Origin of the sequence: Amycolatopsis sp. FBCC-B4732 (assembly GCF_023008405.1) — a bacterium.
GTDB classification, from domain to species: Bacteria; Actinomycetota; Actinomycetes; order Mycobacteriales; family Pseudonocardiaceae; genus Amycolatopsis; species Amycolatopsis pretoriensis_A.
Genome location: NZ_CP095376.1, coordinates 3,547,016 through 3,566,629, shown reverse-complemented (window position 1 = coordinate 3,566,629; position 19,614 = coordinate 3,547,016). Strand labels below are relative to the sequence as shown.

Annotated in this window: 12 protein-coding genes; 6 read left to right on the top strand and 6 right to left on the bottom strand. The window is 71.4% G+C overall.

Going from position 1 to position 19,614, the window contains the following annotated elements; translation table 11 throughout:
• Window positions 1-21 precede the first annotated feature (21 nt).
• Window positions 22-3,438, top strand: a complete 3,417-nt coding sequence (locus MUY14_RS15310) for a tetratricopeptide repeat protein (RefSeq protein WP_247023677.1) — start codon at window positions 22-24, stop codon at window positions 3,436-3,438.
• Here MUY14_RS15310 and glpK (MUY14_RS15305) read toward each other — a convergent pair.
• Window positions 3,428-5,377, bottom strand: coding sequence for a glycerol kinase GlpK (gene glpK / locus MUY14_RS15305; RefSeq protein ID WP_247023676.1), 1,950 nt, complete (start codon window positions 5,375-5,377; stop codon window positions 3,428-3,430). The genes MUY14_RS15310 and glpK (MUY14_RS15305) overlap by 11 nt on opposite strands.
• Before the next feature lie 82 nt (window positions 5,378-5,459).
• Complete coding sequence (locus MUY14_RS15300) at window positions 5,460-6,212, bottom strand: IclR family transcriptional regulator (protein WP_247023675.1); 753 nt, start codon at window positions 6,210-6,212, stop codon at window positions 5,460-5,462.
• 154 nt (window positions 6,213-6,366) lie between these two features.
• On the opposite strand from MUY14_RS15300, the gene MUY14_RS15295 reads away from it, so the two are divergent.
• The 4 genes from MUY14_RS15295 (at window position 6,367) to argG (ending at window position 12,500) form a co-directional block, all read left to right on the top strand.
• Window positions 6,367-7,188 (top strand): MIP/aquaporin family protein, encoded by an 822-nt coding sequence (locus MUY14_RS15295; protein ID WP_247023674.1) that lies wholly within the window; start codon window positions 6,367-6,369, stop codon window positions 7,186-7,188.
• A gap of 15 nt (window positions 7,189-7,203) precedes the next feature.
• On the top strand, window positions 7,204-8,721 hold the full coding sequence (gene glpK / locus MUY14_RS15290; protein ID WP_247023673.1) for a glycerol kinase GlpK: 1,518 nt from the start codon (window positions 7,204-7,206) through the stop codon (window positions 8,719-8,721).
• Window positions 8,722-8,728: 7 nt separating this feature from the next.
• The gene (gene glpD / locus MUY14_RS15285) at window positions 8,729-10,438 is read left to right on the top strand and encodes a glycerol-3-phosphate dehydrogenase (protein WP_247023672.1); all 1,710 of its coding nucleotides are present in this window, start codon (window positions 8,729-8,731) and stop codon (window positions 10,436-10,438) included.
• A 616-nt stretch (window positions 10,439-11,054) separates the two neighbouring features.
• Window positions 11,055-12,500, top strand: coding sequence for an argininosuccinate synthase (gene argG, locus MUY14_RS15280; RefSeq protein ID WP_247023671.1), 1,446 nt, complete (start codon window positions 11,055-11,057; stop codon window positions 12,498-12,500).
• 51 nt (window positions 12,501-12,551) lie between these two features.
• On the opposite strand, the gene MUY14_RS15275 is transcribed toward argG, so the two are convergent.
• From MUY14_RS15275 to MUY14_RS15265, 3 genes are all read right to left on the bottom strand, one after another.
• Window positions 12,552-13,559 carry a medium chain dehydrogenase/reductase family protein gene (locus MUY14_RS15275; RefSeq protein ID WP_247023670.1) on the bottom strand — a complete coding sequence of 336 codons (1,008 nt, stop codon included), beginning with the start codon at window positions 13,557-13,559 and terminating at the stop codon, window positions 12,552-12,554.
• A 72-nt stretch (window positions 13,560-13,631) separates the two neighbouring features.
• Window positions 13,632-14,201, bottom strand: a complete 570-nt coding sequence (locus MUY14_RS15270) for a TetR/AcrR family transcriptional regulator (RefSeq protein ID WP_247023669.1) — start codon at window positions 14,199-14,201, stop codon at window positions 13,632-13,634.
• 70 nt (window positions 14,202-14,271) lie between these two features.
• Window positions 14,272-14,973: a trypsin-like serine protease gene (locus tag MUY14_RS15265; RefSeq protein WP_247023668.1), complete on the bottom strand. Its 702-nt coding sequence runs from the start codon at window positions 14,971-14,973 to the stop codon at window positions 14,272-14,274.
• A gap of 300 nt (window positions 14,974-15,273) precedes the next feature.
• Between MUY14_RS15265 and MUY14_RS15260 the strand changes: the two genes are divergently transcribed.
• Window positions 15,274-18,012: a BTAD domain-containing putative transcriptional regulator gene (locus MUY14_RS15260; RefSeq protein WP_247023667.1), complete on the top strand. Its 2,739-nt coding sequence runs from the start codon at window positions 15,274-15,276 to the stop codon at window positions 18,010-18,012.
• A gap of 928 nt (window positions 18,013-18,940) precedes the next feature.
• On the opposite strand, the gene MUY14_RS15255 is transcribed toward MUY14_RS15260, so the two are convergent.
• Window positions 18,941-19,450 carry a hypothetical protein gene (locus tag MUY14_RS15255; protein WP_247023666.1) on the bottom strand — a complete coding sequence of 170 codons (510 nt, stop codon included), beginning with the start codon at window positions 19,448-19,450 and terminating at the stop codon, window positions 18,941-18,943.
• Between the last annotated feature and the right edge of the window lie 164 nt (window positions 19,451-19,614).

The following is a 19,614-nucleotide window of genomic DNA, read 5'->3' as shown; positions in this document are numbered from 1 at the left end:
TCCGGCCGAGTACCTACCGTCATGAGCGATCCGTTCGTCAACGCCGAACTCGCCCTCCGGCAATTCGACGGAGCCGCGGCACTCGCGGCTTTCGAAACGATGCCGGCGAACGGCGGCGATCGTGACGCGCGTGCCTTGGCCGGCCGGGTGCGCGCGCTCTGGCTGCTCCGCCGTTGGAACGAAGCCCGGGCTGCGCTGGCGGAGCTCTCCGCGTGGCGTGGTTCCGTTCACGTCGAGTTGGCGCGCGGGATCATCGCGCTCGGCCAGCCGGATGACCCGGCCTACCAGACCTTCAACTGCGGTGCCGCGTTGCGGGACGCCGACCGCGCGCTGGCGGCCTTCCGATCCGCGTGCCGGCTGGACCCGACGAATGGAGAGGCGCTGGCCGGACAGGCGACAGCGCTACGCCTTTCGGAGCGGATCGACGAGGCCGTGCGGCTGCTCGCCGACGCGGCTCCGCCGGTTCGGACGTCGTCGGCGGTGCTCGTCGAACGCGCGCTGTGCGCGGGCGAGTGCGATGACTACGCCGCTGCGGTACAGTTGCTCAATTCGGTTCCCGAACGTGAACCCGGTTCGCTCCATGCGGAGCTAGTGCGCATTGAGTTGTGGCGGAGGTCCGCCCGAGGTAGCGCAGAGGTGTCCGCGGCAGCTGCGCATCTTCGGCTGCGGTTTTCCCGGTATGCCGCAGTTCTGGAAATTCATGCCGCCACGCTGGCCGATCAGGCGCTCGTAACCCGTGAGAGCGAGATTAACGACGCGGCAGCTGCGTTGTACGGAGAAGCGCTATCCATCGACCCTTTCCGGCCTGGCGCGGTCGCCGGGGTCATAGTTGTCATGCGCAGGCGGGGCGAATCTGCGGACGCAGCTAATCGACTCGTCGAGATGGCGCTGGATCGCAATCCGTTGAGCCCCCAACTCAATTCCTGTCGGGCGAAGATCCTGGTCGGCTCGGGTGCTGCGCCTCAGCGGATCGTCGATGCGTACCAGCACGTACTGGAGATCGATCCTCGGATGTTCCAGGTGAGCCTGAGGTTGGCGCAGGCGCAGATCGACCTCGGTCGAAATGCGGCGGCGCACGAAACCATTGCCGCGATCAGCAGGCAGTACCCGCATCACCCCGATGCCTTCCAGGCTTCGAGCTGGCTGCAAGACCGCTGGCGCATGCCCGAAACTTCGGCCATTGAGACGAGAATCGATCGTCCGTGGGAGGAGGAACGGGATGCTCCTGACCACGTCCTGGACTACCTGCTCGGCGAGGTCGTCCGGAGGCGGCAGTTGCCGCCGCGGGTCGCGAACCGGCTGCGCGATCGAGTCCGGCTCGACGGTGATGTGCTGCTCGAACGGGAATTCGCCTATGAGCAGCACTACCTGCGAGCGCGGAACGAATACCTGACCAGGATGAATCGATCTGCCAATGGGGCACTCTGGGGAAGTTGCGGCCAGATCATCAGGGGTCTGAGCATTGCCGTGGTGATATTCGCGATGCCTTTTCTTGTTTGGTTGATCACCGACCTCATTGGCCTGTCGGGTGGCTGGCGATGGGGGCTGGTCGTCGGCATTCCGGCCCTGTGGGCAGCATTTGCGTTTCTTGACGATGTCTACTATCTCGAAATAGAAATATTCGGATTGGATTCATTTGAGTTGGTGAGTGTGGTATCCGGGCTTTCGGTACCCGCCGCCGCAGTTTGGCAGGGGGTTGTGTGGTACGGCGCCGGCGCGGGACTGGTCGTCGGTGGCCTCGCCGCCGGTACTGTCGCTGCCATGTACCGATTCGGCCAATTCCTGGTGGATCGGCACTCGAAGCCGGCCCCGGTATTCGCCCAAGCTGCTTACGATGAATGGCTGGAGCGCCTCTACGGATCCGGGCTGCTGCCATTGGCGGCCGAGGCAAGCGGGGGACTGGACTCCCCGTACAGCATTCTCCTGCCGTCGCACAGCAAGATCGTGTCCGAGGCCGTCGTCGACATCGACACGGACGCGACCCGGGAGCTTCGCCAGTTGCTCGGGCAGCGCGGCAAGGGAAGCTTCGCCCTGGCCGGTCCTCGCGGGGCCGGCAAGTCGACGTTGCTCGAGCGGTGGTGCGCCGGCCGGCTGCTCCGCGGCTCCGACGACCGCAAGCAAGAAACACGCCGTGATCTGACCGTACGGGTGGACGCACCGCTCGGGTACCAGTCGAAGGACTTCCTGACCCACTTGTTCGGCAGGCTGTGCGACGAAGTCGAGAAGTACGCTACGGAACACGACCGGGTGATCAACGACCTGGTGTCGGGCGGTGCGGACGGATCGTCGCACTCCCTCCTCGTCGGTGCCTTCCGGCTGCTCCGCGGGGTTCAGCCCGAGCGCGGTCGCCGGCCGGGCCCCGGCAGTATCATGGCCGCCGAACTCGCCCGCTTTGCTCGGGACGAGCGGGAAAAGCTGCGCGTCCTGCAGAGCCGTACGACCGAGGGGGAACTGTCCGTCGGCGCGCCACCGGTGGTGGGTGCGACGTTCGGGTTCAAACGCAAGACGTCCGTGAAGCGCGACGACGTCCCGCTCAACCACCCGCAGCTGGTCGACCGGTTCCGCGTGTTCCTCGGGGTGGCCGCTGCTGTAGCGCGCAAGCTCGAAGGCAAGGTGCTCATCGGCATCGACGAACTCGACCGGATCAGCGACGGTGAGCGCGCGCAGCTGTTCCTCAACGAGCTGAAGGCCGTCTTCAACGTGCCGAACTGCTACTTCCTCGTGTCGGTCTCGGAAGACGCATTGGCTGACTTCGAGCTGACCGCGATGGGGATGCGAACGGTCTTGGACAGTGCGTTCGACGCCGTCGTGCGAGTCGACTATCTGACCTTCGAACAAGCGAAGCAGCTCCTCAACCGTCGCGTCGTCGATCTTCCTGAGCAGTTTTCGGCGCTGGCATACGTCGTTTCCGGCGGATTGGCGCGCGAGCTGGTGCGCATCAGCGAGGCGATCAGTGACCACAAATCCTCGGACAAGCTCGATCTGGCCGCGGTCACAGCCCGGCTCGTGCGTCGTCAGCTCGACCGCACGACGCGGGCGGCCATGGACCGCTTGAGTCGCTCACCGGACCGTCAAGCGGGGGCGACGCTCATCCCGGTACTCGACGAGCATCCCGTCGACGCGCTGACGGGCAAACTGCTTCGCGAGTTCGCGAAGAGCGTCTCCGAAGCCGGGGCCCGGGGCGATGCGGAGCCCGAACTCGTGGCAGGCATCCGGCTGGACGTGTCGGTGATGGCCGAGTACCTGGCCGTGCTGCTGGACATCTTCGACAACCGGCTCGACGAGCAATGGATGAGCGTCGGAACAGGCCCTGGCCCCGGAGGGTTCGAGACGCTGGCCCGTGCGCGACGCTACTTGGGGGCCAACCCCTATGGGGCCAAGGAACTGGTGAGTGCCATCCACAAGGTCTGGGGAACGACCAAGAGCCTCAAAGGGTGAGCCGGTCGCCCAGCTCGCGGATGTGGTCCGCGTTCCCGCAGTCCAGGTCCAGCTGGCGGCGCCGTTCCGCGACGAACACCCGGCCCAGCCCGGTGCGGTCCGAAGTGGACATCGTGCGGCGCAAGTCGTTCAGCAGGCCGCGTTCCTCGCTCCGCACGTGCGCGTCCACGATGTTCTCCAAGTGCGGCAACGCCTTCTCGAAGTCCTCGCTCTCCAGCACCGCCAGAAGGTCGTCGGCGAACGGCGAACCCGGGGAGTCCGGCCGGACGATCCGCTCGGTCGCCGTCGCGTGGGCGACCAGCAGAGCCGCCAGCTCCGCCACCGAAGCCGCGCGGTCCGCTTCCGTGTTGCGCAGGTCGCGCAGCAGCTGCTCGAACCTGCGGTGGTCGGCCAGCAGGACCTCGACCAGGTCGGAGCCGGGCGGGGCCGCGGCCGGGCCGGGGCGCATCCAGCCGAACGTCAGCTCCACCGCCTGGCGCCAGTGGCCGTACTCGGAGGTCCGGCGGGCCGGGTCCATCGCCGGGAGCCACTGGCCGGCGCGGTGCCAGTTGCGGCGCAGGCCCTCCAGGTCCGGCCAGTAGCCGACCGACAGCCCGGCCGCGTAGGCCGCGCCCAGCGACACTGTCTCCGCCACCATCGGGCGGACCACCGGGACGTCGAGGACGTCGGCGATGAACTGCATCAGCAGGTTGTCCGCGGTCATCCCGCCGTCGACCTTCAGGGACGACAGCGCCAGCCCGGAGTCCGCGTTCATCGCGTCGACGACCTCGCGGGTCTGCCAGCCGGTCGCCTCCAGCACCGCCCGCGCGAGGTGGCCCTTCGTGATGTACGACGTCAGGCCGGCGATCACCCCGCGGGCCTCGCTGTGCCAGTGCGGGGCGAACAGCCCGGAGAACGCGGGCACGATGTAGCAGCCGCCGTTGTCCTCGACCGTCCTGGCCAGCGTCTCGATCTCCGGGGCGCTGCCGATCAGCTCCAGCCCGTCGCGGAACCACTGCACCAGCGACCCGGTGACGGCGATCGAGCCTTCCAGCGCGTACACCGCGGGCTCGTCGCCGATCTTGAAGCCGACCGTGGTGAGCATGCCGTGGGTCGACAGCACCGGGGTCGGGCCGGTGTTGAGCAGCAGGAAGCTGCCGGTGCCGTAGGTGCACTTCGCCTCGCCGGGCGCGAAGCACGTCTGGCCGAATAGCGCGGCCTGCTGATCGCCCAGCGCCGCGGCGATGCGGATCCCGGGCACCACCCGCGACGTCGTGCCGTAGACCTCCGTCGAGGACCGGATCTCCGGCAGCATCGCGCGCGGGACGTCGAAGAAGTCCAGGAGCTCGTCGTCCCAGCTGAGGGTGCGCAGGTTCATCAGCATGGTGCGCGAGGCGTTGGTGACGTCGGTGACGTGCACGCCGCCCTCGGCGCCGCCGGTCAGGTTCCAGATGAGCCAGCTCTCGATGGTGCCGAAGAGGACGTCGCCGCGCTCGGCGCGTTCGCGCAGGCCGGGGGTGCGGTCGAGCAGCCAGCGGATGCGCGGGGCCGAGAAGTACGTCGCCAGCGGCAGGCCGCACAGCTGCCGCACGCGGTCGGCGCCGGGCTCGCGGGCGAGCTGTTCGAGCATGGCGTCGGTGCGGGTGTCCTGCCAGACGATCGCGCGCCCGACCGGGTTGCCGGTCCGCCGGTCCCACAGCACGGTGGTCTCGCGCTGGTTGGCGATCCCGAGCCCGGCCACCTGCTCGGCGCCCGCTCCGGCGTCGGCGAGCGCCTGCGGGACGATCCGCGACACGTTCCGCCAGATCTCGACGGCGTCGTGCTCGACCCACCCCGGCCGCGGGAAGTGCTGCTGGTGCTCGCGCTGCACGACCGACACGAGCCGGCCGCGGGCGTCGAACAGGATGCACCGGGTGGAGGTGGTGCCCTGGTCGATGGACATCACGTACCGCTGGACCACGTGCTCACCTCCGTACCGGCCGGGCCGGGTGGCCGGGCCCGGCCAAGTCCCGCTGAGGCCGGGTCCATGCCGGGCACCTCCTTCACCATCGCGACGCACCCAGGTCGCGCGACACCGCACGCGCCGCGTCGCGGACGTGGCCCAGCAACCTCGGGCTCGGGCTGCCGTCCGGCTCGCAGATCCGCTCCACCGCGCCGGACACGCCGATCGCGCCGACCACGATGCCGCCGTGACCGCGGATCGGGGCCGCGATCCCCGCCTCGCCGGAGATCATCTCGCCGTTCTCCGCCGCCCAGCCCGCCTCCCGTACCTTCGCACACGCCCGCTTGATCGCCGTCTGGGTGACCAGCGTCCGGCGCGTGTAGGACTCCGGGTCCGCCTTCAACGTCGTGTCGTAGGCCAGCAGGACCTTGCCGAGCGCGGTCGCGTGCAGCGGCAGCAGCGTGCCCACGTCGAGGCTCTGCAGGCTGTCGTCGGGGCGGAACACGTGGTGCACCACCAGCACCCGGCCCTCCAGCGGCGCGCCGATCCGGACGGCCTCGCCGCTGCGCGCGGCCAGCGCGTCCGCCCAGTTGATCGCGCGGGAGCGCAGCTCGTTGACGTCGAGGTAGCTCGTGCCCAGGTGCAGCAGGGCCGCGCCGAGCTGGTACTTGCCCGTGTCGCGGTCCTGCTCGACGAACCCGACGCCCTGCAGCGTGCGCAGGATCCCGTGCGCCGTGCCCTTGGCCAGCTCGAGCGACTCGGCGATCTCGCCGACGCCCAGACGGCCCGAACCGCGCGCCAGCAACCGCAGGATCGCGGCGGCGCGCTCGATGGACTGGATCGGACCGGGCACGCCGCCAACCTAACCCGACCGGCCCTGATTCGACAATGTCGAACATCCACATCGGCCGTTCGACAATGCCGACCGCCGTCCGTTGACCGGCTGTGACCGGCGAGCTTGGCTGGAACCCACCAGGGGGAACAACGGTCCTTTGTGGAGGAAAGCAATGGTGCGAAACCTCAAGGCCCGCGGGCTCGGCGGCGAGATGGCCGCCGAGTTCGTGGGAACGATGATCCTCATCCTGTTCGGGTGCGGGGTGGTGGCGCAGGTCGCCGCCGCGGGCATCGGGGACCACGACAGCATCGCCTGGGCCTGGGGGCTCGGCGTCACGCTCGGTGTCTACGTCGCTTCGCGGATCAGCGGCGCGCACCTGAACCCGGCCGTGACCATCGCGCTCGCGGTGTTCAAGGGCTTCGAGTGGCGCAAGGTCGCCCCGTACGCCGTGGCGCAGACCGCCGGCGCGTTCCTCGCCGCCCTGCTGGTGCGCTGGAACTACACCGAGGTGCTCAACGCCAAGGACCCCGGCCTCACGATCAAGACCCAGGGCGTCTTCTCCACCCTGCCGGGCAACGGCACGCTCCCGGTGGGCGACTGGGGCGCCTTCCGCGACCAGATCATCGGCACCGCGATCCTCCTGATCGTCCTCTTCGCCATCACCGACCTGCGCAACACCTCGCCGGGCGCGAACCTGGCCCCGGTCGTCGTCGGCTTCCTGGTCGTCGCGATCGGCATGGCCTGGGGCACCAACGCCGGCTACGCGATCAACCCCGCCCGCGACTTCGGCCCGCGCCTGGCGTCCTGGCTGACCGGCTACGACACGGCGTGGTCCGACCAGTACGGCTTCCCCTACTGGTGGATCCCGATCGTGGGCCCGATCATCGGCGCCCTCGTCGGCGGCGCGATCTACAAGTACCTGATCGAGCGTTTCCTGCCCGCCGGGGACCCGCTGGACGCCATGCCCGCCAAGGACCTCGAGCCCGCCAACTGAGTGAGGAGCACCCCCATGCCTGACTACGTCGGCGCCGTTGACCAGGGCACCACGAGCACGCGCTTCATGATCTTCGACCACGGCGGCAACGAAATCGCCCGCCACCAGCTCGAACACGAGCAAATCCTGCCCAAGCCGGGCTGGGTCGAGCACGACGCCACCGAGATCTGGGAACGCACCCGCTCGGTCATCGCGACCGCGCTCAACAAGGCCAACCTGACGGCGGGGGACCTGGCCGCGCTCGGCATCACCAACCAGCGCGAGACCACGGTCGTGTGGAACCGCCGCACCGGCCGCCCGTACTACAACGCGATCGTCTGGCAGGACACGCGCACCGACCGGATCGCCTCCGCACTGGAGCGCGAAGGCAAGGGCGAGGTCATCCGCCGCAAGGCCGGCCTCCCGCCCGCCACGTACTTCTCCGGCGGCAAGCTGCAGTGGATCCTCGAAAACGTCGACGGCGTGCGCGAGGACGCGGAGAAGGGCGACGCCCTCTTCGGCACCACCGACTCGTGGCTCATCTGGAACCTGACCGGCGGCCCGGACGGCGGCGTGCACGTCACCGACCCGACCAACGCCTCGCGCACCATGCTGATGGACCTGGAGACCCTCGACTGGGACGACGAGCTCCTGTCGTTCTTCACCGTCCCCCGCGCGATGCTGCCGGCGATCCGGCCATCGTCGAACCCGGGCTTCTTCGGGGTCACCCGGGCGGACGGCCCGCTCGGCAGCGAGGTCGCCATCACCGGCGTCCTCGGCGACCAGCAGGCGGCGACCGTCGGCCAGGTCTGCTTCCGGCCCGGCGAGGCCAAGAACACCTACGGCACCGGCAACTTCCTGCTGCTCAACACCGGCCAGGAGCTGGTGCGCTCGAAGCACGGCCTGCTGACGACGCTGTGCTACCAGTTCGGCGACGAGAAGCCGGTCTACGCGCTGGAAGGCTCGATCGCCGTCACGGGGTCCGCGGTGCAGTGGCTGCGCGACCAGCTCGGCATCATCAGCGGCGCGTCGCAGAGCGAGAGCCTGGCCCGCCAGGTCGAGGACAACGGCGGCGTCTACTTCGTCCCGGCGTTCTCCGGGCTGTTCGCGCCGTACTGGCGGTCCGACGCGCGCGGCGCGATCGTCGGCCTGACCCGGGCCACGACCAATGCCCACCTGGCGCGGGCCACCTTGGAAGCGATCTGCTACCAGACCCGCGACGTCGTCGAGGCCATGCAGAACGACTCCGGCGTCACCCTCGACGTGCTGCGGGTCGACGGCGGTGTCACCGCCAACGAGCTGTGCATGCAGCTGCAGGCGGACATCCTCGGCGTGCCGGTGTCGAAGCCGGTCGTCGCCGAGACCACCGCGCTCGGTGCCGCGTACGCGGCCGGGCTGGCCGTCGGCTTCTGGCGGTCGACCGACGAGCTGGAACAGAACTGGAACGAAGACAAGCGCTGGACGCCGTCGTGGAACGACGAGCAGCGCGCCGAGGGCTACGCGGGCTGGCAGAAAGCCGTCGGCCGCACGCTCGACTGGGTCGATGTGGAGTGAGGATCCGATGAAGAGGAGTTCGGTGGAAGCCGTGCCGCTGTCCCCGCTGTACCGGGCGGAGACGCTGAAGAAGCTGGCGCGCGAAGAGGTCGACGTGCTGGTCGTCGGCGGGGGAGTGACCGGGGCCGGCGTTGCGCTCGACGCCGCGTCGCGGGGCCTGTCGACCGCGCTGGTCGAGGCCCGTGACTTCGCCGCCGGCACGTCCAGCCGGTCGTCGAAGCTGATCCATGGTGGCCTGCGCTACCTGGAGCAGCTCGACTTCAAGCTGGTGCGCGAGGCCCTCAAGGAACGCGGGCTGCTGCTGCAGAAGCTCGCGCCGCACCTGGTGCGGCCGGTGAAGTTCCTGGTGCCGCTGCAGCACCGGGTGTGGGAGCGCGGGTACATCGGCGCCGGCGTCACGCTGTACGACACGCTCGGTGGCGCTCGCGCCCTCCCGCGGCACCGGCACCTGTCCAAGCGCGGCGCGTTCAAGGCGGCGCCGGCACTGGCCGACGACGCGCTGATCGGCGCCATCCAGTACTACGACGCCCAGGTCGACGACGCCCGCCACACGATGACGATCGCGCGGACGGCCGCCGAGCAGGGCGCTTCGGTGCTGACGCGGGCTCGCGTGACTTCGCTGCTTCGCGAGGGTCCTCGCGTGGTCGGTGCGAAGGTGGTCGACCGCGAAAGCGGTGTCGAGTTCGAGGTCCGGGCTCGCACGGTCGTCGCCGCGACGGGCGTGTGGAGCGACGACATGGCGGAGGCGGCCGGGATCCCCGCGCCGTTCACCGTCCGCGCGTCGAAGGGCATCCACCTGGTGGTGCCGCGGGAGAAGATCGACCTCGACACCGGGCTGATCCTGCGCACCGAGAAGAGCGTCCTCTTCGTGATCCCGTGGGGCCGTCACTGGATCGTCGGCACCACCGACACCGAGTGGGACCTCGACCGCGAGCACCCGGCGGCGAGCCGCGCGGACGTCGACTACGTGCTGGAGCACCTCAACAAGGTGCTCCGGACCCCGGTGACGCACGACGACATCGAGGGCGTCTACGCGGGCCTGCGACCGCTGCTCGCGGCGAAGGCGGCCGCGACGACGAAGCTGTCGCGGGAACACGCGGTGGCGCACCCGGTGCCGGGCCTGGTGATCGTGGCCGGCGGCAAGTACACGACGTACCGGGTGATGGCCGCGGACACGGTCGACGCGGTGGTCGAGGACGTCGGCCGCCCGGCCCCGCCGTCGTGGACCGACCGCCTCCCGATCGTCGGCGCGGACGGCTACCACGAGCTGTGGGACGGCCGCTTCGGTGTCGCTTCGCGGGCGGGCCTCACGGTGCCGCAGGTCGAGCACCTCCTGCAGCGCTACGGCACGCGGATCTGGAACCTCCTGGACCTGATCCGCGACGAGCCCGAGCTGGGCTCGCCGATCCCGGGCGCTTCGGAGTACCTGCGTGCCGAAGCGGTGTACGCGGCTTCGCACGAAGGCGCGCTGCACCTGGAGGACGTCCTGACCCGCCGGACGCGCATCTCGATCGAGGAGCGCGACCGCGGTGTCACGGCGGCCCCCGAGGTCGCGGCGCTGATGGCCCCGGTGCTGGGCTGGGACGCGCACCGCACCGAGCGCGAGGTGGCCAACTACCTCGCGCGGGTGGCGGCCGAGCGCTCGGCCCAGGAGGCCCCGGACGACGAGGCGGCGAACGCCACCCGCCTCGCTGCGCCGGCCCTGCTGCCCAGCTGAGTCCCGTTGTTCGTCGAGGCCACCATGAGGAACTCGTCCTTCCCCGTGGTGGCCTTCACGGCGTTCGGCAGCCGAGCCGGGTGAGGACGTAACGCGCGTTGGCCGAGATGATCGGTTGGTGGCGGTAGTACGGCAGCAGGTTCCACGCCGGATCAGGTCGCACGCCGGGTCGCCGACGCCGGACAGGCCGGCCACCGCGCAGCAGGAGGTCGCTCGGCGTCAGATCCGAGTGCAGCCAGTACGGCGGTCCCGTCCAGTTCCGCGATCGCCCGCAGGATCGCGTTGTCGACTGTGGAAGTGGCCCGCCGCGGTGGGCCGGCGGACCGGCCGCCGGTGCGAGGACGAACTCCACCAGGTCACGGGCCGGTTCGCCCCGCGCGACGACGGCCGGCGCGGGGACGGGGAGCGGGCCGAGCGCCGCGAGGGAGTGAGGGGCAGCCGGGCCCACCGCGGGAACCGGCCGCCGACCAGCCGCCGGGCGAGGGCGGTGCCGATCGGGTGCTCGTCGGCGTGCATCCGGGCCGTGGGCCCAGCGAACCACCCCGGTCAACGCGGGTTCCGTGACACCAGGCACCCCGGATTGCACGGTGATGCATAGCCGTGCATAATCATTCGCATGTCCAAGGTGCTCACTTCCCTGCCCGTCGGCGAGCGTGTCGGTATCGCCTTCTCCGGTGGCCTCGACACTTCCGTAGCGGTCGCGTGGATGCGCGACAAGGGCGCGGTGCCCTGCACCTACACCGCCGACATCGGGCAGTACGACGAGCCCGACATCGACTCGGTGCCCGGGCGCGCGAGCCAGTACGGCGCCGAGATCGCCCGGCTGGTCGACTGCCGGGAAGCACTCGTCGAAGAGGGGCTCGCCGCGCTGACCTGCGGCGCGTTCCACATCCGCTCCGGCGGCCGCGGCTACTTCAACACCACGCCGCTCGGCCGCGCGGTCACCGGCACGCTGCTGGTGCGCGCGATGCTCGAGGACGACGTCCAGATCTGGGGCGACGGCTCCACCTACAAGGGCAACGACATCGAGCGGTTCTACCGCTACGGCCTGCTGGCCAACCCCTCCCTGCGGATCTACAAGCCGTGGCTCGACGCCGACTTCGTCACCGAGCTCGGCGGCCGCAAGGAGATGTCGGAGTGGCTGGTCGCGCACGACCTGCCCTACCGCGACAGCACCGAGAAGGCGTACTCGACCGACGCCAACATCTGGGGCGCGACGCACGAGGCGAAGTCGCTGGAGCACCTCGACACCGGCATCGAGATCGTCAAGCCGATCATGGGCGTGGCGTTCTGGGACCCCGCCGTCGAGATCCCGGCCGAGGACGTCACGATCGGCTTCGAGCACGGCCGGCCGATGACGATCAACGGCAAGGAGTTCGCCAGCGCCGTCGACCTGGTGCTGGAAGCCAACGCCATCGGCGGCCGGCACGGTCTCGGCATGTCCGACCAGATCGAGAACCGGATCATCGAGGCCAAGAGCCGCGGCATCTACGAAGCGCCGGGCATGGCGCTGCTGCACGCCGCGTACGAGCGGCTCGTCAACGCCATCCACAACGAGGACACCCTCGCCAGCTACCACAACGAGGGCCGCCGCCTCGGCCGCCTGATGTACGAAGGCCGCTGGCTGGACCCGCAGGCGATGATGCTGCGCGAGTCGCTGCAGCGCTGGGTCGGCACCGCGATCACCGGCGAGGTGACGCTCCGGCTGCGCCGCGGCGAGGACTACTCGATCCTCGACACGACCGGCCCGGCGTTCAGCTACCACCCGGACAAGCTGTCGATGGAGCGCACCGAGGACTCGGCGTTCGGCCCGGTGGACCGGATCGGCCAGCTGACCATGCGCAACCTCGACATCGCCGACTCGCGGGCGAAGCTGGAGCAGTACGCGAGTCTCGGCATGGTCGGCGGCTCGAACCCGAAGCTGATCGGCGCCGCGCAGGCCGCGTCGACCGGCCTCATCGGCGCGATGCCGGAGGGCGGCGCCCAGGTGATCGCCTCGCGCGGCAAGACCGACGACGTGGAGCTGCTCGACAGCGCCGCGATGGAGTTCGGCACCGACTGATTCCCGCGTTCCCGAAGGCCACCACGGTCACCGTGGTGGCCTTCGGTGCGTTCAGGGGACGAGCACGACCTTGCCGGTGACGGTGCCGGATTCGGCCAGTGCCAGCGCCTTCCCGGCGTCGGCCAGCGGGATCCGCGCGGCCACCTGCGCCTTGAGCTGTCCCTTGGCCGCCAGGGCGAAGACGGCGGTGAGGTCTTCGGCGAGCCGCGCGCGGAACCGGGTGAGGTTCCGCTTGCCGCCCCAGACGTTGTAGAAGTGCGCGCGGCGCCGGTTCGGGGCGACGTTCCACCACACCAGCCGGGCGACCAGCTTCAGCACCGCGGGCTTCGGGTTGCCGCCGGTGTCCTTCGTGGACGCGCTGCCGTACGCGATCAGCGCGCCGCCGGGCGCGAGCAGGCGGAACGAGTCGACGATGCCGGGCCCGCCGACGTGGTCGAAGACGGCGTCGACCCCGCCTGGTGCCAGCTCGCGCACCCGGGCCGGGACGTCCCCGCGGTAGTCGAGCGCGGTGGCGCCGAGCGCGGTCACGACGTCGAGGTTGCGGGCCGAAGCCGTGCCGATGACCGTGATCCCGGCCGCGCGGGCCAGCTGCACGAGCGTGGTGCCGACGCCGCCGCTCGCGCCGTGGACCAGGATCGTGCCGCCCGGCTTCACCTTCGCGTGCCGGTGCAGCATCTGCCACGCCGTGATGCCGTTGACCACGAACGTCTCCGCGTCGGCGGCGTCCAGGCCGTCGGGCACCGGCACGAGGTCAGCGGCGGCGACGGCGAGGTGGCTGCTCCAGCCGCCGATCTTGGTCATGGCGGCCACGCGCCGGCCGACCAGCGCGGGGTCGTCGGCTTCGGCCACCGTGCCGACGACGTCGTAGCCGGGCACGAACGGGAACGGCGGCTGGTCGTAGTACTTGCCGCGCCGCATCTGCTGTTCGGCGAAGGAGATCCCGCTCGCCTCGACGCGGACCAGGGCTTCGCCGGCGGCCAGGGGCGGCAGCTCGCGGTGCTCGACGCGCAGGCCGTCCGGCTCGACGAGGCCGGGGAGGACGATTTCGGTGACGTTCATGGTGCTTCCTTCCGGATGTGAGTGACTGGTCAATCACTCGATGGGCGTGAAAAAGGACCGGCTGGTCAGGGGTCAGTTTTTGCCGGGGTGGCGGATGCCGGTGGAGAGGACCGCGGCCCACTCGCCGGTGTGCTCGTCGAGGTCGAGGGTGGCGATCAGGTGGCAGAGCTGGCCGTAGGCGATGAACCGCTGGACCTGCTCGTCCGCGGCGCCGGAGCGGGACCGGGCGAACTCGGTCACCTTGGCCAGCCCGCGCCGCACGGCGTCGGCGATCTCGGGCGTGTCGGCCGCTGACTGGGCGTGCACCTGCAGCATGAGCAGGTTCCGGTCGGCGATCAGCTCGGCGTAGGCGCCCCCCATCGCGTAGAGGAGCTTTTCGGGGTCGTCGTCCTCGGCGCGGGCGGCGCCGTTCGACAGCGCGTGCGTGACGAGTTCGTAGCAGCGGTCCAGCGCGGCGACGAAGAGGGAAACCTTGCCGGGGAACAACTTGAAGACGTACGCGGGGGAGATGTCGGCCCGCTCGGCCACCGCGCTGATCGGCGTCGCGTGGAACCCGCCCCGCGCGAACTCGGCGATGGCGGCGTCGACGACGACGTCCCGCCGGGCGTCGGAGGTGGAGAGGGTCGCACCGCGTTTCGTCATGTGAGTGACTGTACACTCACTCGCGTTGGCGAAGCAAGCCCCCGGTGGTCCGGGGGCTTGTCCGGAGGGCTCAGACGCCCGCGGTGGTGGAGATCCAGTCGCGGTACTTCGTGATGTTGATGTAGGCGGTGTAGGACTGCCGGTCACTGGTCGAAGCGACGCCGACCTGCTTGCCGTTCGCGTACATCGGGCCGCCGGAGTCGCCGCCCGCCGTGATGCCGTCGCCGCGGTTCGCGCAGACGGAGACGCCCGCCGCGCCGTCCGGGCAGTCGATCGAGCTGACGCTGACCTTCGCCACCTTCAGCAGCTGCGACTGGCACTCGATCTCCGGCTTGTCGGTGCAGGTCGCGCCCCAGCCGTAGACCTCGGCCTGGTCGCCCACCTTGACGTCGCCCTCGCTGCCCAGCGGCGCGTAGTCCGTCTGCACCTGCTGGTCGATCTGCACCAGCGCGATGTCCGCGTCCGGTGCCTCGTGCACCGAGGTCGCGTTGACCGTGGTGCCCTTCGTCTGGTCCAGGTCGCCGACGTGGAAGCTGATCGGCTGGCCGTCCGCGCCCTGCGTGCAGTGGCGGGCGGTGAGGATCCAGTCCGGCGCGATGATCGTCGCCGAGCAGATCTCCTGGCCGCCGGCGAACATCCGGGCCGCGGAGTGGAGCGAGTCGGCGTTGCTGCCGTCGATGATGGCCGGCTGGGCGGCCATGGCGGGCGCCGCGGCCACGAACGCCGACAGGAAAACACCGGAGACGACTACGCCGCTTCGCGCGATACGCACTTTACGATCAACCTCCAGCCGCGGACCGGGGCCTCGCGGTGACGGGGTGGTCAAGGACACACCTACCGTCACGGCTGTGGGTGAATCTCCGAAACCCGCCGTTAGTCGGTTGATCAAGGACCCGACTTTCGTCGTGGGCCGTCCGGTCCAGCTGCTGCCAAGCGAGTGACAGCGGTGCCCGCGATGTCCTGGATGTCGGCGAATCGCCCACGGGCGCCACGCCCCCTGGTTAGAGTCCGGCTGCTGGGTGCCGGCCGCCTGGGGGCGGCCTCGGAAACGGGGTGCACGATGGGGCCTGAAGTGCGGTTTCAGCTGCTCGGACCGCTGACCGTGACGGTCGGCGGGTGCCCGGTGCCGCTCGGCGGGGCGAAGCAGCGGGTGCTGCTGGCCCACCTGCTGCTCAACGCGAACCGGACGGTCACGCCCGGGCAGCTCGTCGAGACCATCTGGCCGCGGGAACCACCGACGTCGGCCACCGCCAACCTGCAGACCTACGTCTGGCGCCTGCGCCGCCTGCTGCCGGACACGCTCCTGCGCACGCACGGCCCGGGGTACTCGCTGGTGGCCGACCCCGGGGCCGTCGACGCGCACCGGTTCACCCGGCTCGTCGCCGACGCGAAACGGGCGGACCGCCCCGAAGTCGCGTTGACGCTGCTGGCCGAGGCGGAAGCCCTCTGGCGCGGCGATCCGCTGGCGGACCTGCCCACCGCGCCGGCGTGGGACGCCGAACTCGGCCGGCTCGTCGAGAACCGGCTGGCCGCCGTCGAAGAGCGGCTCGCGCTGCAGGTGTCGCTCGGCCGGCACGACCCCGCGATCGCCGAGCTGACCGGGCTGCTGGCCGAACACCCGTACCGGGAACGCCTGTGGCAGCAGTACCTGCTCGCGCTCAACGGCGCGGGACGTCGCGCGGAAGCCCTGCAGGCGTACTCGACCGCGCGGGAGCGGCTGGTCACCGAGCTCGGCGTCGAACCGGGGCCGGAACTGCGGGCGCTGCAAACCGCGATCCTTTCCGGTGAGCCGCTCCAGGTGCCTTCGGCGGATCCGCGGCCGTTGCGGCAGCTTCCGGCGGACCTGCCGGACTTCACCGGCCGCGACGACTACGTGCGGGACCTGGAGGCCGCCGTCGGCCCGGCGCCGGTGGTGCTGACCGGTGCGCCCGGCACCGGCAAGACGGCGCTGGCCATGCACGTCGCCCACCGCCTCGCCGAGCGGTACCCGGACGGCCAGCTCTACGTCGACCTGGCCGGCACCGGCACCCCGCGCGACCCGGCCGAAGTGCTCGCCGACTTCCTGCACGCACTCGGCGTCACCGGGAACACCGTGCCGGCCGGGCTCGGCCAGCGGGCCGCGCTGTTCCGCTCGCGGCTGGCCGGACGGCGGCTCCTGCTCGTGCTCGACGACGCCGCCACCGCCGCGCAGGTCCGGCCGCTGCTGCCCGCCGACGCCGGGTGCGCCGTGCTCGTGACGACACGCGGGCGGCTGCCGGAGCTGGCGGGCGCGAAGCACGTCGAGCTCGGCGTGTTCGCCGAGCGCGAGGCTTCCGCGTTGCTGGCCGGGGTCGCGGGCGCGGACCGGGTGGTCGGCGAACCGGCCGAGGCCGCGGCGATCGTGCGCTGCTGCGGGTACCTGCCGCTGGCGATCCGGATCGCCGGGGCGCGGCTGGCCGGGCGGCAGGCGTGGAGCCTGCGGACGCTGCACGACCGGCTCGCCGACGAGTCGAGCCGGCTGAGCGAGCTGCGCGTCGGCGACCTCGGCGTCCGGCCGAGCTTCGAGCTGAGCCTGCGGCAGCTGCCCGCCCGCGCGCGGACCGCGTTCTGCCGCTCGGCGGTGCTGGGCGCGCAGGACTTCCCGAGCTGGGTGGTCGACGCGGTGCTGGGCCGCGAGGACACGCACGAGGTGCTCGACGTGCTCGTCGACGCCAACCTGGTTTCGCTCGCGGGCCGCGACGCCGGCGGCCAGCCGCGCTACCGGCTGCACGACCTGCTGCGGTGCTACGCGGCGGAACTGCTGGCGGCGGAAGCGGCGTCGACGCGGCGGGAAACGCTGTCGCGCGTGCTGTCGGTGCTGCTGGCCCTGGTGAAGACGGCGGCCGCGGGCCTGCCCCCGGCGTTCGGCGCGATGACGGGACCCGCACTGCCCGCCGCGACCCCGAAGCTGCCCGCCGCGCCGCTCGAGTGGTTCACGGCCGAACGCAAGCTCCTGGCCGGCGCGGTCCAGCTCGCGGCGGACGCGGGCCTCGACGAACTGGCCTGGCAGCTGACGGCCGCGGCGGTCCCGTTCTACGACCTGCGCGGGGCGTACGACGAATGGCGCCGAAGCCATTTGGCCGCCCTCGCGGCCGTCGAAGCGGCGGGAAACACGGCGGGCGCGGCGGTGCTGCACCGCGGCCTCGGCCAGGTCCGGCTCTACCACGACGAGTACGAGGCGGCGGTCGCGGACATGGACCGCTCGGCGGAGCTGTTCCGGTCGCTGGGCGACATCCGCGGCGAAGCACTGGCGGTGGCGGGCCTCGGCACGGTCGCCCGGGTCCGCGACCGCCCCCGCGAGGCCCTCGGGTGTTACCGGCGCGCACTGTCCGGGTTGGACCGGGCGGGCGACCGCACCGGCGTCGCCCAGATGCGCAACGCGATCGGCTCGACGTACGCGCTGCTGGGGGAGTTCACCGAGGCCGAGACGTGGCTGCGGCGAGCACGGGATCTGGCGCGCGAGATCGAGGACCCGCACCGGGAGGCGAAGGTCCTGACGGAACTGGGCACCCTGCACCGGGACGCCGGCCGGTTGCCGGATTCCCTGGCGTGCCTGCGGCTGGCGCTGAGCATCCTGGAGGAGCTGGACGACGAGCGCTGCAGCGCGTACGCGTTGCTGGGCATCGGCCAGACGCTGCTGGCGGCGGGGGAGCCGGTCCAGGCCCGCGGGGTGTGCGACCGGGCGCTGCGGGTGTTCCGGGAGACGGGGAACCGGCAGGGGGAGACGACGGGGCTGGCGTTGCTGGAGCAGGCACAGCGCCGACGCACCCCGTCGACCGCGACGCGCGCTTGAGAGCCGGCGCGCGGTGGGCGCCGGTGCCGCAGCCGTTCGCCTGGTGGTCGGGGTCGCGCAGGGGTGGGGTGTGCGGCGGGTAGGGCAACGCGGTTCGCGCCCGGTGGCTGGGGTCGCGCAGGGTAAGGCGGGCGGCGGGTAGGGCAGCGCGTTCGTTCGCCTGGCGGCCGGGAGTCGCGCAGGGTGGGGTGTGCGGCGGGTAGGGCAGCGCGGTTCGTTCGCCTGGCGGCCGGGAGTCGCGCAGGGTGGGGTGTGCGGCGGGCGCAGCAACGCGGTTCACTCGCCCGGCGGCCGGAATCGCGCAGGGGTGGGCGGTGCGGCGGGCACGGCAGCGCAGTTCGCTCGCCCGGCGGTCGGGTGGCACGGCAGCACGGTCGCCCGGCGTCCGTGTGCGCCCGGCCGCGATCCCGCGCGGTGCGGCGAGTAGGGCAGCGCAGTTCGTTCGCCCGGCGGTTGGGTGGCACGGCAGCACGGTCGCCCGGCGCCCGGCCGCGATCCCGCGCGGTGCGGCGGGCGCGCCGCAATCCTTGTCCGCCCGCGAGCGGCAGTTCGCCCGCCGGGCGGCCGGCAGTTCGCCCGGCAGCCAGCCGGCATCTTCGGCTGCGGCCTCCGGCCGGCCGCCTGGAGGCGGGCAGGAGCGGCGGGTTGAAGCCGTACGCGATCGGGTGCGGTGGCCGTGTGCGCCAGGGCCGGTGTAAGCCCGCACCGCGCCCGGGACCACCGGTGCTGCCGCGCGCCGGTCCCGGGCGTGGCGGGCAGGCGTCGGACTTCGCTCGCCTGGTCGCCGGCGCGCCCAGCCGGAGTCTCGCGTGGCAGGGCGTGCGGCAGGCGGTGGTGGACCGGCACCACAGCCGCACCACCGGTCCTCGCCGTCCCCGCCGGAACCCGGCGCCGGGCGCAACCCCCAGGCACGCCCGGCGACCCGCGATCAGTTGCTGTTGCCCGGCTTCCAGCCCAGGTAGTTCGCGAAGTACCCCTGCCGGGCGTGGCCGATCGCGCCGTTGACGCTCGTCGCCCACACGCCGCCGCTGCCGTCCGCGATGCCCACGTGGCCGTACGCCGAGATGTTCCAGAACACGAACGCGCCGCGGGGCGGGGTGCCCGTCGTGTGGCGGGCGCCGTCCGAGGAGCGCCAGTGCTCGATCGCGCTCGCGTGGTGGGTCGTGCGGTTCCAGGACAGGCGGGCCGCCTTCTCACAGTAGCCCTGGTAGGCCGTGCTGCCGTTGCGGCTCGAGTACCACGCGATCGCCTGGTTCGCGGTGCGCGCCGCGGCGAGGTCGGCGGCCGAGTCGGTGAGGACGGCGCCCGGGTCCGCGATGTCGGCCGCGGTGACCTCCGAGTACACCTCCGACGGCGGGGCGGTGGCGGCCGAAGCGACGGTGGCGCCGCCGAAGAGCAGGGCGGCCGACAGCGCGGCCGCCTGGCAGATGGTTCGCATGGGTGTCTCCCTCGGTGGACCGGGACGGCGTGCCCCGGTGTCGGGGAGAACCCTGCGCGCGGCCGCTACACCGCCACTACACCGCCGCTCTCGCCGGTGCTGACGCGAATGAGTGCCCGCCGGCCGGTAATTGTCACGTGCCATCGGGGTGGTGACAAAAAACG